This is a genomic window from Mycobacterium sp. Dal123C01, assembly GCF_052566995.1.
In genome coordinates this window covers 2,740,664-2,754,193 of the sequence record NZ_CP199580.1, presented here as the reverse complement: position 1 = coordinate 2,754,193, position 13,530 = coordinate 2,740,664, and the positions used below count along the sequence as shown (strand labels likewise).

The 13,530-nt window shown below is 65.3% G+C and carries 12 protein-coding genes; 10 read left to right on the top strand and 2 right to left on the bottom strand.

The window, feature by feature from the left end:
* Positions 1-191 precede the first annotated feature (191 nt).
* Positions 192-1,565 (top strand): HNH endonuclease signature motif containing protein, encoded by a 1,374-nt coding sequence (locus tag ACTXG5_RS13175; protein ID WP_445164058.1) that lies wholly within the window; start codon positions 192-194, stop codon positions 1,563-1,565.
* A gap of 64 nt (positions 1,566-1,629) precedes the next feature.
* Positions 1,630-2,106 carry a SixA phosphatase family protein gene (locus ACTXG5_RS13170; protein WP_445164402.1) on the top strand — a complete coding sequence of 159 codons (477 nt, stop codon included), beginning with the start codon at positions 1,630-1,632 and terminating at the stop codon, positions 2,104-2,106.
* Between the two features lie 6 nt (positions 2,107-2,112).
* Here the strand turns inward: ACTXG5_RS13170 and ACTXG5_RS13165 are convergent, their stop codons facing one another.
* A complete protein-coding gene (locus ACTXG5_RS13165; protein ID WP_445164057.1) occupies positions 2,113-2,688 on the bottom strand; it encodes a DUF3558 domain-containing protein in 576 nt (191 codons plus the stop codon).
* On the bottom strand, positions 2,685-3,236 hold the full coding sequence (locus ACTXG5_RS13160; protein WP_445164056.1) for a DUF3558 domain-containing protein: 552 nt from the start codon (positions 3,234-3,236) through the stop codon (positions 2,685-2,687). The genes ACTXG5_RS13165 and ACTXG5_RS13160 overlap by 4 nt, the downstream gene beginning before the upstream one ends.
* 185 nt (positions 3,237-3,421) lie before the next feature.
* Here ACTXG5_RS13160 and ACTXG5_RS13155 point away from each other — a divergent pair, with 185 nt between their 5' ends.
* From ACTXG5_RS13155 to ACTXG5_RS13120, 8 genes are all read left to right on the top strand, one after another.
* A complete protein-coding gene (locus ACTXG5_RS13155; RefSeq protein WP_445164055.1) occupies positions 3,422-5,179 on the top strand; it encodes an ABC transporter ATP-binding protein in 1,758 nt (585 codons plus the stop codon).
* On the top strand, positions 5,176-7,080 hold the full coding sequence (locus tag ACTXG5_RS13150; protein ID WP_445164054.1) for an ABC transporter ATP-binding protein: 1,905 nt from the start codon (positions 5,176-5,178) through the stop codon (positions 7,078-7,080). Before ACTXG5_RS13155 ends, ACTXG5_RS13150 begins: the two co-directional genes overlap by 4 nt.
* Positions 7,081-7,236: 156 nt before the next feature.
* Entirely contained in the window at positions 7,237-7,572 is a 336-nt protein-coding gene (locus ACTXG5_RS13145) for a DUF732 domain-containing protein (protein ID WP_445164053.1), read from the top strand.
* 357 nt (positions 7,573-7,929) lie between these two features.
* Positions 7,930-8,664 (top strand): LppX_LprAFG lipoprotein, encoded by a 735-nt coding sequence (locus tag ACTXG5_RS13140; protein ID WP_445164052.1) that lies wholly within the window; start codon positions 7,930-7,932, stop codon positions 8,662-8,664.
* Between the two features lie 80 nt (positions 8,665-8,744).
* Entirely contained in the window at positions 8,745-9,113 is a 369-nt protein-coding gene (locus tag ACTXG5_RS13135) for a DUF4189 domain-containing protein (protein WP_445164051.1), read from the top strand.
* Positions 9,114-9,237: 124 nt separating this feature from the next.
* Positions 9,238-9,936: a C39 family peptidase gene (locus ACTXG5_RS13130; protein ID WP_445164050.1), complete on the top strand. Its 699-nt coding sequence runs from the start codon at positions 9,238-9,240 to the stop codon at positions 9,934-9,936.
* A gap of 293 nt (positions 9,937-10,229) precedes the next feature.
* On the top strand, positions 10,230-11,381 hold the full coding sequence (gene embR / locus ACTXG5_RS13125; protein ID WP_445164049.1) for an ATPase/transcriptional regulator EmbR: 1,152 nt from the start codon (positions 10,230-10,232) through the stop codon (positions 11,379-11,381).
* 295 nt (positions 11,382-11,676) lie between these two features.
* Positions 11,677-13,488, top strand: a complete 1,812-nt coding sequence (locus ACTXG5_RS13120) for a serine/threonine-protein kinase (RefSeq protein WP_445164048.1) — start codon at positions 11,677-11,679, stop codon at positions 13,486-13,488.
* The last annotated feature ends 42 nt before the right edge of the window (positions 13,489-13,530 follow it).

Genomic DNA, 13,530 nt, shown 5'->3' with positions numbered 1-13,530 from the left:
TAGGTCGGTTCACCGACAACTCTGGGGACGCGCACCGGCATGCCTCGACGCAGTACTGAACCCTGTGTCGTTTTGCCCACCTCCGCGCGACAATCGCCGCCAGCGCACACTGGTGAAATCTCGTGTGCAACATTGGTTTCAGTGGTCTCTGAGCGGGGTTTTTTGTCGGTGGGTGGGTTTAGTTTCGAGGTATGAGTTCGGCCGTTCTTGATCGAGAAGGGTTCACCGCGAAGTGCGACGCGTTGGACACCGCACTCGAGGACGTCATCGGGGTGGATAGCGCGATGCTGTGCACCCAGGAGCGGCTCGCCTTGCTGGAACGCTACGAGACGGTGCGACGGCGGCTGTGCGCCGGTGAACATCCGCTGATCAATCAACTCCAGCAGGAGGCCACCCCCGAAGAATTGGGCGGCAAACTTTCGCACGCGATCGCCGACTGGACCCTGGTCAGCCGCGCCGAAGCCGCCCGCCGCGTCCGCGACGCCGCTGACCTGGGCGAGCGGCGCGGACTGACCGGCGAACCGGTGGCGCCCGTCCTTGCGGCCACCGCGAAGGCTCAGCGAGCGGGAAAGCTCGGAACCGAGCACGTCGCGGTGATCCGGCGCTTCTACCACCAGCTGCCCGGCTGGATCGACGCCGACACCCGCACCCAGGCCGAAGCCGATCTGGCCCGCCTGGCTTCGCAGTACCGGCCTGACCAACTCGCCGCACTGGCCGACCGCCTCGCCGACTGCCTCAACCCCGACGGCACCTACACCGATGACGACCGCGCCCACCGCCGCGGCCTGACCCTGGGCAAGCAGCAAGCCGACGGCATGTCAGCGCTGAGCGGCTGGATCACCCCCGAACTGCGCGCCACGCTGGAAGCGGTGTTGGCCAAGCTGGCTGCTCCGGGAATGTGCAACCCCCACGACCACACCCCGTGCACCGACGGCGCACCCACCCAACAAGCGATCGACGGTGACCCCCGCAGCCCAGCCCAACGCCAGCACGACGGGCTCAACGCCGCCCTGCGCAGCGTGTTGGCGTCCGGAGACCTCGGTCAACACAATGGGCTGCCGGCCTCGATCATCGTGTCCACCACCCTGACCGAACTCGAGGCAGCAGCCAGGCACGGCATCACCGGCGGCGGCACCCGGCTACCCATGTCCGATGTGATCCGCCTGGCCCGCCACGCCCACCACTACCTGGCTGTCTTCGACAACGCCAAACCCGTCGCGCTGTATCACACCAAACGCCTCGCGTCGGCCGGCCAACGAATCGTGCTCTACGCCAAAGATATTGGTTGTTCAGCACCCGGATGCGACGTCGGCGGCTACTACTGCGAAGTCCACCACATCACCGACTACGCACAATGCCACACCACCGACATCGACAACCTCACCCTGACCTGCGGCACCCACCACCGACTCCTGCGACCCCGCGGCTGGACCACCCGAAAACACGCCAACGGCGACACCCAATGGATCCCACCCCCGCACCTCAACCGCGGCCAACCCCGCACCAACACCTACCACCACCCCGAAAAGCTCCTCCTCGACCAAGACAACGACGAGATGGCGTAGCCACAGTGCTTGCGGACTGATTAGCGTGTGTCGGGTGAGCGAACGCCATCGCACCCTGTTGCTGATGCGACATGCGAAATCTGGATACCCGCCCGACGTCGCGGACCACGACCGGCCCTTGGCGCCCCGCGGCATCCGGGAGGCAGGGCTCGGCGGTGACTGGCTGCGCGCCAACCACCCCAGCATCGACGTCGTGCTGTGCTCCACGGCTACCCGCACGCGGCAAACCCTGGCCAACACCGGCATCGAGGCCCCCGTCCAATACCGCGAACGCCTTTACGACGCCACCCCGGGGACGATCATCGACGAGATCAACGAGGTTGCCGACACCGTGGACACTCTGCTGGTCGTCGGGCACGAACCAACCATGTCTTACCTGGCGATCGGTCTGGCGGCCGTTGAGGATACCGACGAGGCTGCGCTGCAACGCATTTCGGAGAAGTTCCCGACATCGGCGATCGCGGTGCTGAGGGTGAACGGCGACTGGAAGGACCTGCAACTAGAGCAAGCCGCGCTGATCGGCTTCCACGTTCCGCGCTGAACACCGCTAGGAGTTCGTCGAGAGCGTCAGCTCCATCAGCTTGAGGGCCTGGCCGCAGGCGTCGATACCGGGGGCCTGCGGGTTGACCCACCAGCCGACCACTCCCGCCGCGTCGCTGGCCACCCCACACGCACCGTTCGCGTCGTCCGGGCGCATCACAATCGAATTGACGCCCGCGATCGCCTTGCTTTCCACCTTGTACTTGAGGAACTCGGCGACCTTACGCTCTTCGCTCAGACTGCCCTGCTCGAACCAGAACCGGGTGATGTCGATCAGTCCGGCCGGGTTGGCCGCCTGCCACCGGCAGATCGCGCCGACGAACGTGCTCTGAATGTCGAGCGGGTCGGCACCCACGGTCTTGGCCAGGATGTCGCTGGTCAGTACCTCGCATTCCTTGAGCAGGTTCGGGTACTGCTGTTGAGAATTGTTGTTGCGCGGGACACCGCCGGAACCCGCCTTGACGGCGTTACCCCCGATCGACCTCGAACAACCCGTCACGATCACCAGCGCGGCGATCACAACGGCCGCACAGGCGAGGACGCCCCTGCCGCCCCGGAAGCGAGGACCCTTCGAGTCGGTCATTTCGAGTTCGCAATCGATTGACGGGCCAATTCTTTGGCTATGTCACACGGCGGCGGGAATGGCTTTTGGCTGAAGCTGATCGACCACTCGATGAAGTCGTCCTGGAACTGAATGCCGACTTCGCAGAGCGAGTCACCCAGGTTGGGCTCGTTGCCGACGGCGATGAAGCCGCTGTGGCCGTTGATATTGATGTCGTCGACGCTGGCACGCGACAGCTCCTCGGTCTTGCGTTCACGTCCGATCGGGCTGCCGCGGTACCAGGAAAACGAGAAGTGCGGACCCAGGATGCCGCCGCCCGCCAGCCACTGGCACCCCACGGAGTTGCGAGCCGTGTTGGTCAGCCCGCTCATCTTGGTCAGTTCGGCGACCGCCTGATCGCTGACGCCGCCGCATTGCGGAAACATCGGTCCGTGGTGGCCCTCGGCGTTCCCCGGGGCCGACGATGTCGTCCCACCCGGTTTGTTGTCGCCGGAACTGGAGCAGCCCGCGACCGCGGGGATCAAGATCGTGATGGCCGCGAGGGCTAGCGCCGTGAGGTTACGACGCACCGCTACCCTGCCTCTGCTCGGCCTGCTGCTGGTCCACACGATGCACTGTAGCGGCAGCCCCGCGGGTCAACCACCGACGCGCCACCTGAGCAGGCATTTCTGCGCATTTGCCGGATGCGGCGCGAGCACGCAGCCGCCCGGCGGTGCTCAGCGCTGCACCGCCTGCCATATGCGACAGTTACCAAATGCTTCTGGCCCTGCTGCGCCAGTACATCCGGCCGTACCGCCGGCTGGTGGCGGTGCTGATGGTGCTTCAACTGATCAGCACCCTGGCGACGCTGTACCTGCCGACCGTCAACGCCGCGATCATCGATGAGGGCGTCGCTAAAGGCGACAGCGCGACGATCGTCAAGCTCGGCATGGTGATGCTGGGAGCCACCGGCTTGCAGGTGTTGTGCTCGGTCGGGGCCACGTACTTCGGCTCGCGGACCGGGATGGGGTTCGGGCGCGATTTGCGCCTGGCGATGTTCGAACACGTCACCACCTTCTCCGAGCGCGAGACCGCCCGCTTCGGCGCGCCGACGCTACTCACCCGCAGCACCAACGATGTTCGGCAGATCCAGTACCTGGTGCAGATGATGGGCACGGTGCTGGTCACCGCGCCGATCATGTGCATCGGCGGAATCTTCATGGCCATCCACCAAGAGGCCGCGCTGACGTGGTTGTTGCTGGTCAGCGTCCCGATTTTGGCTGTGGCCAATTACTGGATCATGTCGCACATGCTGCCGCTGTTCCGCAGCATGCAAGCCCTGATCGACGGCATCAATCGGGTGATGCGCGACCAGCTGTCCGGGGTGCGGGTGGTCCGGGCGTTTACCCGCGAAGGCTTTGAGCGTGACCGGTTTTCTCGCGCCAATGCCGCGCTGTCGAATGCGTCCTTGACGGCGGGTAACTGGCAAGCGCTGATGCTGCCGGTGACCACGCTGACCATCAATGTCTCCAGCGTCGCGCTGATCTGGTTTGGCGGGCTGCGCATCGATCGCGGCCAGATGCAGGTCGGCTCGCTGACCGCCTTCTTGGCCTACTTCACGCAGATCCTGATGGCCGTGCTGATGGCGACGATGACGCTGGTGGTGCTGCCGCGAGCGTCGGTGTGCGCTGAGCGGATCACCGAGGTGCTGTCCACTCGTGCAGTCGTCGACAGCCCGCAACACCCCAAGCTCCCCAAAGAGGGAATCACCGGCGTAGTGCGTTTGGACGGCGCGACCTTCACCTATCCTGGCGCGGATCGCCCAGTGCTGCAAAATATCTCGTTGACCGCGCGGCCCGGCACCACCACCGCGGTCGTCGGCAGCACCGGCTCGGGCAAGTCGACGCTGGTGTCGCTGATCTGCCGGCTCTACGACGTGACCGCCGGCGCTGTCCTGCTCGACGACCTCGACGTCCGCGAGTACGACACCGAGCGGCTGTGGTCGGCGATCGGCCTGGTGCCCCAACGCGGGTATCTCTTCTCCGGCACCGTGGCGGAGAACCTGCGCTTCGGTAAGGCCGACGCCTCCGACGAGGAGATGTGGGAAGCGTTGCGGGTGGCCGCCGCCGACGATTTCGTACGGGCGCACGCCGACGGGCTACACATGCGGGTCGCCCAGGCCGGAATGAACTTCTCGGGTGGACAACGACAACGGTTGGCGATCGCCCGGGCAGTCATCCGCCGCCCGGCGATCTATGTGTTCGACGACGCGTTCTCCGCGCTGGATGTGCACACCGATGCACACGTTCGTGCCGCTCTGCGCGAGATCTCCGGTGACGCCACGATAATCGTCGTCACACAACGCATTTCGACAGCCGCACAGGCTGACCAGATCATCGTCGTGGACAACGGGAAACTGGTGGGCTCGGGCACGCATGAATCGCTGCTGGCCGACTGCGCCACCTACGCGGAATTCGCCGATTCGCAGTCGGTGGGCGCCTTGCGACCGGGTCAAGTCGGGGGCGCGTCGTGACCAAGGCGACAAACCTGCCCGCCCGTGGCGCCGCTCCCAGCACCCGATCCCGCGACTTCTGGGGCACGGCGGCTCGGCTGGTGAAACGCCTTGCGCCACAACGAGCGCTGAGTATCTCGGTGATCGCCCTGGGCCTCACCGGCACGGTGATCGGCGTCGTCGTTCCGCGAATCCTCGGCCACGCCACCGATCTGCTCTTCAACGGCGTGATCGGGCGAGAGTTGCCGGCAGGTATCAGCAAGGCACAAGCCGTCGCTCAGGCCCGGGCGCGCGGCGACAGGACGTTCGCCGACTTGCTGTCCGGGATGAATGTGGTGCCCGGCGCCGGTGTGGACTTCGGCGCGGTGGCAAGAACACTGACCGTTGCCTTGACCCTGTATGTCGTTGCCGCGCTATTGCTTTGGGCGCAATCCCGGCTGCTCAACCTGACCCTGCAGCGCACCATGGTCGCGCTGCGGTCCGCAGTCGAGGACAAGATCCACCGGCTGCCACTGTCCTTCTTCGACGGACGGCTGCGCGGCGAGTTGCTGAGCCGGGTGACCAACGACATCGACAACGTCCAATCGTCGCTGTCGATGACGATCAGCCAGCTGCTGACCTCAATTCTGACCGTCGTCGCGGTGCTGGCGATGATGATGTCGATCTCGCCGCTGTTGACTCTGATCACCGTGCTGACCGTGCCGCTGTCGCTGCTGGCGACCCGTGCGATCGCGCGCCGCTCGCAACGTCTGTTCGTGGCGCAGTGGAGAAGCATCGGGCGACTCAACGCCCACATCGAAGAGACGTACAGCGGGTTCACGGTGGTCAAGACTTTCGGTCACCGGGACGCGGCACGCGAACAATTCCGCAACTTCAACGACGACGTCTACGACGCAAGCTTCGGTTCCCAGTTCTTCTCCGGCCTGGTGGCACCGGCCACCACGTTCATCGGCAACCTCGGATACGTCGCGGTCGCGGTGCTCGGCGGCCTACAGGTGGCGACCGGACACATCACCCTTGGCAGCATCCAGGCGTTCATCCAATACGTCCGGCAGTTCAACACGCCGCTGAGCCAGGTGGCCGGGATGTACAACACCCTGCAATCCGGGGTGGCCAGCGCGGAGCGGGTGTTCGATCTGCTCGACGAGCCCGAGGAAGCACCGGACCCGGCGCCCGCGCGCCCCGACGGCCAGACCTCGCAGCCGCGCGGACGTGTCGAATTTCAGCACGTGAGCTTTGCTTACCACCCGGGCACGCCGGTGATCGAAGACCTGTCGATGACGGTGGAGCCGGGCAGCACCGTGGCGATCGTCGGCCCGACCGGAGCGGGCAAAACCACGCTGGTCAACCTGCTGATGCGGTTCTACGACGTCGATTCCGGCCGAATCCTGGTCGACGACGTCGACATCACCACGGTGAGCAGACAAACACTGCGGTCGCGAATCGGCATGGTGCTGCAAGACACCTGGCTGTTCGACGGGACGATCGCGGAGAACATTGCCTACGGGCGGCCCGAGGCCAGCGCAGATGAGGTGATCGAAGCCGCCAAGGCGGCCCACGTCGACCGGTTTGTCCACACCTTGCCGGCCGGTTACCAGACCCGGGTCAGCGGCGACGGCGCCAACATCAGCGCCGGCGAGAAACAGCTCATCACGATCGCACGCGCGTTTCTCGCCCGTCCGCAGCTGTTGATCCTCGACGAGGCGACCAGCTCGGTGGACACCCGCACCGAAACCCTGATTCAGCGGGCCATGCACGAACTTCGGCGGGACCGCACGAGTTTCGTTATTGCGCATCGGCTTTCGACAATCCACGATGCCGACCGCATCGTGGTGGTCGAGTCCGGGCGCATCGTCGAGCAGGGCAACCACGCCGAACTCATGGCCCGCCGGGGCGCCTACTACGCGATGACCCGGGCCTGAGCTCCCCCGCCCGACCGACCGCGTCCCCGGCCCCCTCCGGGCCAACCTGAGGCGTTACTGAAACGACGCCAAGAAGTTATTGAGGATCCATTTAGGAGCGGGCCCGACGCTAGTTCCATCAGCACCCCAACCGCACACCTGAAAAGGATCACAGCAATGTTCTCTCACCGCATCAGCACAATTGCCAGCACCGCGATCGGCGCCGCCGCCATCGGGCTCGTCGCCCTCGCCACCGCCAGCACTGCGGCGGCCAGCACAATCGACGAGGCGTTCATCGCCCAGATGAACACCCTGGGCATCACCTTCAGCTCACCTGCCGAGGCCGTCAAGGAAGGCCACCAGGTGTGCCGGGAGCTGGCCGCCGGCAAAAGCGGAACGGACGTCGCCACCGAGGTCCTCAAGCAGACGGACCTGACGAGTCATCAAGCGGCCTACTTCGTCGTCGACGCGACCAAGGCCTACTGCCCGCAACTCGCCCCTCAGCTCACCTAATCGCACCCACCCACTCCGAATGGGGGGATCTCGGTAACCGAGATCCCCCCATTCGCCGTTTCCGGCTCCCGTTTCGGGCTCCCCATCGCCGCGGTCACTCGTCGTATTCGTCGACACGCCGCAGATCCGAGCACCGGGCCGAAATCGGGGAAGCATTTGAACATCCTGTCAATCAACAAAATTCGACTCGTCGGCGTCCCGCTCGTGACGGAGCACCGAGATCCTTCTTAGGTGAGATCTGGTTTAAACCTTCCGAAGCGGACACCGGGCTCACTAAGCTCTGTGTTCGGCTGTTGATTTGCTGCGCGGCGATTGCTATGCAGTAAGCAGCTGTGGCCAACACAGAAGGAGACGTCGATGAAGCTCTCGCCTCGTACCGTTACGGCCGCCGCTGCCGCCGCGCTCGCCCTCGTACTCGCCATTGGTGGCTGCTCCAACAATTCGAACACCGGCAAACCACCCGGGACCACCGCCACCACCTCCAGCGGCGAAGCGGCCACCCTGCTCAAGCAGGCCGCCGACGCGATGAGCAAGGTCACCGGGTTGCATGTCGGCCTGACGGTGCAGGGCGACGTGCCCAACCTGCGGGTGACCAAGCTCGACGGCGACGTCTCCAACACTCCGCAGACGGTTGCCACCGGCACCGCGACGCTGCTCGTGGGCAAATCGCCCCAGGATGCGAAGTTCGTCTACGTCGACGGTCATCTCTATTCGGATCTCGGACAACCCGGCACCTACACCGACTTCGGCAACGGCGCCTCGATCTACAACGTGTCGGTGCTCCTCGACCCCAACAAGGGGCTGGCCAACCTGGTGTCGAAACTGCAGGGCGGGTCGGTGGCAGGCACCGAGCAGGTCAACGGCGTCGCGACCACGAAGATCACCGGGAACTCGTCCGCCGACGACGTCGCGACGCTGGCCGGCTCGAAGTTGACCGCCGAGAGCGTGACAACGGTGCCCACCACGGTCTGGATCGCCTCGGACGGCTCCTCACACCTCGTCCAGGTTCAGATCCATCCGACGAATGACACATCGGTGACGCTGACCTTGTCGGACTGGGGCAAGACAGTCACCGCGACCAAGCCCGTCTAGCCATCGACGTGGGCGTCACAGCCGTGCACCGCAACCCGTGGAAACCGCCGGACCGCCGGCATTCGGAAAAGGAATCACCAATGAGGATGATTACTCGTCGACGGCGGTTCACCGTGGCCGTCGCAGGCATGTCCGCCGCCGCCGCGATCAGCATCGCGCTGGCTCCCGCGGCCGGTGCCGCCGATCAATACGGCGCGATCGCGTACTCCGGCAACGGTTCCTGGGGCCGCGCCTGGGACTACCCAACTCGCCCGGCCGCCGAGGCCACCTCGGTCAAAAACTGCGCGTATTCGGACTGCAAGGTGCTCACCAGCTTCACCGACTGCGGCGCCGTCGCGACCAACGGCAGGGCCTTCCAGGGCGGTGTGGGTCCCACCCTGGCCGTCGCGATGAAGGACGCGCTGACCAAACTGGGTGGCGGTTCCATCGACACGTGGGCCTGCAACTAGGCGTCGATCGCCTACCGGCGCAGCGCGAGGTCACTCCAAGAATTCGTGGAGATAACAAATAGGCCACGATCGGATCCTTTTCTCAACCACCCCGCAGCACAGCGGAATGAGAAAAGGACAACTGATGAAGACCAGCAGAATTGCCGCGATCGCCAAGACCGCCGCCTTCGCAGTCGTCGCGGGTGCCATCACGCTGGGATTGGCCGCCCCGGCCGAGGCAGCGGCGGGCACCATGTACGGCGACCCCGCGGCCGCCGCCAAGTACTGGCGCTACCAGAAATACGACGACTGCGTCCTGATGTCGGCCGCCGACGTGATCGGTCAGGTGACCGGCAAGGAGCCCTCGGAGCGCACCATCATCACAAAGGCGCAAGCCACACCGAGCGTCGTGCACCCCGGCTCGATCTACACCACGCCGGCTAACACCAAGAACCCAAATTCGGGGATGGGCACCAGCTTTGCGGATGTCCCGACATTGCTGGCGCAGTACAAGATCGGCGCCGTGATGACCAACAAGGCGCACGCTGCCAAAGACGGCATCCGCGGCGGCATGGAGGGCATCGAGCAACAATTGGGCGCGGGCCACAAAGTCATCGTCAGCGTCAACGGAGAACTCCTCTGGCACCGGCCCGTCAAAACCAAGGACGAGAACGGAAACCCGCGGGGCGACCACGCCGTGGTGGTGATCGGTGTCGATACCGCCAATAACGTGGTGCACCTCAACGACAGCGGCACCCCCGATGGCCGCGACGAACAGATCCCCATGGCGCTGTTCCTGCAAGCATGGGACGCCAGCAAGCAGCTGATGGTCGTCACCACCTAACCCGCGACCGCGTGCACGTCGCGGCGGGCAGTCACACGGTGCAATCGCACCGCGTCGGCTGCCCGCCATACGCGTTTTCGATGAACCCCAATCTGATTCGCGCGAGCCGTCGATGATCACCCTGGCGGGGAACACAATTCAGCCCTCGGCGATCACCCGTGGTCACGGTCGTGACGGCACGCCAATCTTCGGAGGTTTTTCCCGAATTCGAGGGGTTGGTATCACAATGACAAGTAATGACCCGGTATTGGCATGACGCCGCGCAGAGAACCCGGAAGGGCTGGTAAGCGACGATGGTAGACAAAAGTCTCGAATTCGGTCTGCTCGGACCGTTGGAGATGACTGTCGATGGCACCCTGGTGCCGTTGGGCACCCCCAAACAGCGGGCGGTGCTCGCCATGCTGCTGATGAACCGCAACAGCCCGGTCGGCGTCGAGCGGCTCATCACCGCCCTGTGGGAAGACGAGCCTCCGTCGGGCGCGCGGGCCAGCATCCACTCCTACGTGTCCAATCTGCGCAAGCTCCTCACCGGCGTCGGTATCGACCCACGAGTCGTGCTGGCCGCGGCGCCGCCGGGTTACCGGCTCAGCGTCGCCGAAAACAGTTGCGATCTCGGGCGGTTCATCACCGAGAAGACCGCCGGCGTGCACGCGGCGGCGTCCAGCCGGTTCGAGCAGGCTAGCCAGCACCTGTCGGCGGCATTGGCGCAATGGCGGGGACCGGTGCTCGAGGACCTGCGCGACTTTCAGTTCGTCGACACCTTTGCCACCTCGCTCGTGGAGGAAAAGATTCTGGTCCACACCGCGAAGGCGGAGGCCGAAATCGCTTGCGGACGCGCCGCGGCCGTGATCATCGACCTCGAAGTCCTCACCGCGGAGCACCCCTACCGCGAGCCGCTGTGGGCCCAGCTGATCACGGCCTACTACCTCACCGACCGTCAATCCGACGCCCTTGCCGCGTACCGCCGGGTGAAGACGACGCTCGCCGACGAGCTCGGGATCGACCCCGGCCAGACGCTGCGTGACCTCAATGAACGGATCTTGCGCCAGGAACCGCTGGACGCCAAGAAATCGGCCAGGACCACGGCAGTCGGCACCATCACCCTGCTGGACCAGCGCACCAAGGTCCCGGGGAAGGCCATCGCCTACCTGCACGAAGTGTCAGGTCGCAGCTACCCCCTGCGTTCGGCAGAGACCCGGATCGGACGGCTCAGCGACAACGACATCATCCTGGCCAGCGCCAATGTCAGCCGCCATCACGCCGTCATCGTCGACACCGGCACCAGCTACATCATCAACGACCTGCGGTCCTCGAATGGTGTGCATGTCCAACACGAGCGGATCCGTTCTGCGGCCACACTGAAGGACGGCGACCACGTCCGTATCTGCGATCACGAATTCACGTTTGAGATCCCTCGGGGCAACAGCGGCGAGGGATCGCCCTGAAGCAATAGAAAACCCTTGCTGTGCAAGGTTTCTCGTGGTGCCGATGCACTCGCGGTGGGCAGTCGGCTTGCCCGACAACGGCATGACCAATCGCCGCAAGACATTTCGCGGCACCGCGTGGGTGGCCGCGCGCGACCCGTCGGCACCGACCGGCCGAGGAGTTCTCGCGTTTGTCGCGCGTCCGGATCAGCAACCGCCTACCGTGATGGTTGCTGGTCGCGGAGGTTACGGGCACGGATCGGCCCGTGATTGTTGATATGGTCGGCGGGTCTGCGGTTGATGTGGAGGATCAACGATGAGCGAGGAGCAGGCCTCACGCGCGGGGTCGATGTTTGGGCCCTACCACCTAAAACGGCTGCTGGGCCGGGGCGGGATGGGCGAGGTCTACGAGGCCGAGCACACCGTCAAAGAGTGGACGGTGGCGGTCAAGGTGATGACCGCGGAGTTCAGCAGGGACCCCGTCTTTCGCGAGCGGATGAGGCGCGAGGCGCGCACCGCGGGCCGTTTGCAGGAACCCCATGTGGTGCCCATCCACGACTACGGCGAAATCGATGGGCAGATGTTCATGGAGATGCACCTCATCGAGGGCACCGACTTGGACAGCATGCTCAACCGATTTGGCCCGCTGACCGCACCGCGGGCCGTGGCCATCATCACCCAGGTCGCTTCAGCTCTCGACGCCGCGCACGCGGCCGGGGTCATGCACCGCGACATCAAACCGCCCAACATCCTGGTCACCCGCGATGATTTCACCTACCTGGTCGACTTCGGCATCGCCAGTGCCACCACCGACGAGAAACTCACCCAACTCGGCACCGCGGTGGGCACCTGGAAATACATGGCGCCCGAACGGTTTTCCAACGGCGAGGTGACCTACCGCGCCGACATCTACGCGTTGGCCTGCGTGCTCCACGAATGCCTGACCGGCACCCCGCCCTATCGTGCCGGCACTGCCGGCGAGCTGGTCAGAGCTCACACGAGCGACCCGATCCCACAAGCCAGCGCGGTGCGCTCGGGCATCCCCAAGGCCTTCGACTCGGTGGTCGCCCGGGGCATGGCCAAAAAGCCCGAGGACCGTTACGCCAGTGCGGGCGACCTGGCCCTGGCTGCCCACGAGGCACTCAGCAACCCCGATCAAGACCACGCCGACAACATCCTGCGACGCAGCCAAGAAGCCACCCTGGCCAGCGACATCAAGGTCGACCCTCCCCCGACCGCTCCGGCCACGGCACAACCACAGGTCAACACACCGCCGACACCGTATCCACGCCCGGGGCCGAGTTCGGGTCCGGTGCCACCGCCCGCGCAGACGCCCCGGCCCTGGGCACCCGAGAGCGGCCCCGTCCCCACCCCCGGCCAGCCCGTCTCCGGCCCGCAGTATTACCAAGGCAGCAGCGGCAACTGGGCGGGCGCGCCGCCCGGCACCCCGCCGCCGGGCGGCCCCACTCCGTGGAGCCTGGGACAGCAGCCCCCGCCCAAGCCCAAACGCAGCCCCTGGCCGATCGTCGTCGGGGCCTCCGCCCTGGTCGTGGTGCTCGTGCTCGCCGCTGTCGGCATCTACGTCGCCACGCAGGACGAGGACAACCCGCAGCCGCACCCCACCGCGAGCAGCACCCCAACCCCGACGACGACCAGGACCTCACCCAAGACCACCACGACCACCCCGGCCGGTGACCTCGACGGTCAGCTGCTGGGTCTGGTGCCCCTGGGTTACCCGAGTGGCGTGTGCACCGCGACGACTCCCAAGCCGAACACCATCTGGGCGGATGCGCTCGCCATGGTCGACTGCGAGCAGAACACCAACCCGGGCGGGCCGTCTCGAGCGGTCTACGGACTTTTCGCGAATCCGAACGTCCTGAAAGACGCGTTCGACGCCGACATCAAACTTCTGCAGATGGCCACCTGCCCTGCAGGAACAAAGAACCCGGAATCATGGCAGCACCCGAACGCCCCGAACGTGGACGTCGGCATGGTCGCATGCGGCACCTACAACAACCACCCGAACATGGTCTGGAGCAACCAGGTCAAGCTGTTGCTGTGTGATGTCCTTGGGGACCCCCCGTCCATCGAGGATCTGCACACGTGGTGGACCAAGTTCGGCGGCTGAGCCGCAATCCGTGTCGTGCGCGTATCACCAAGACACCAAAGA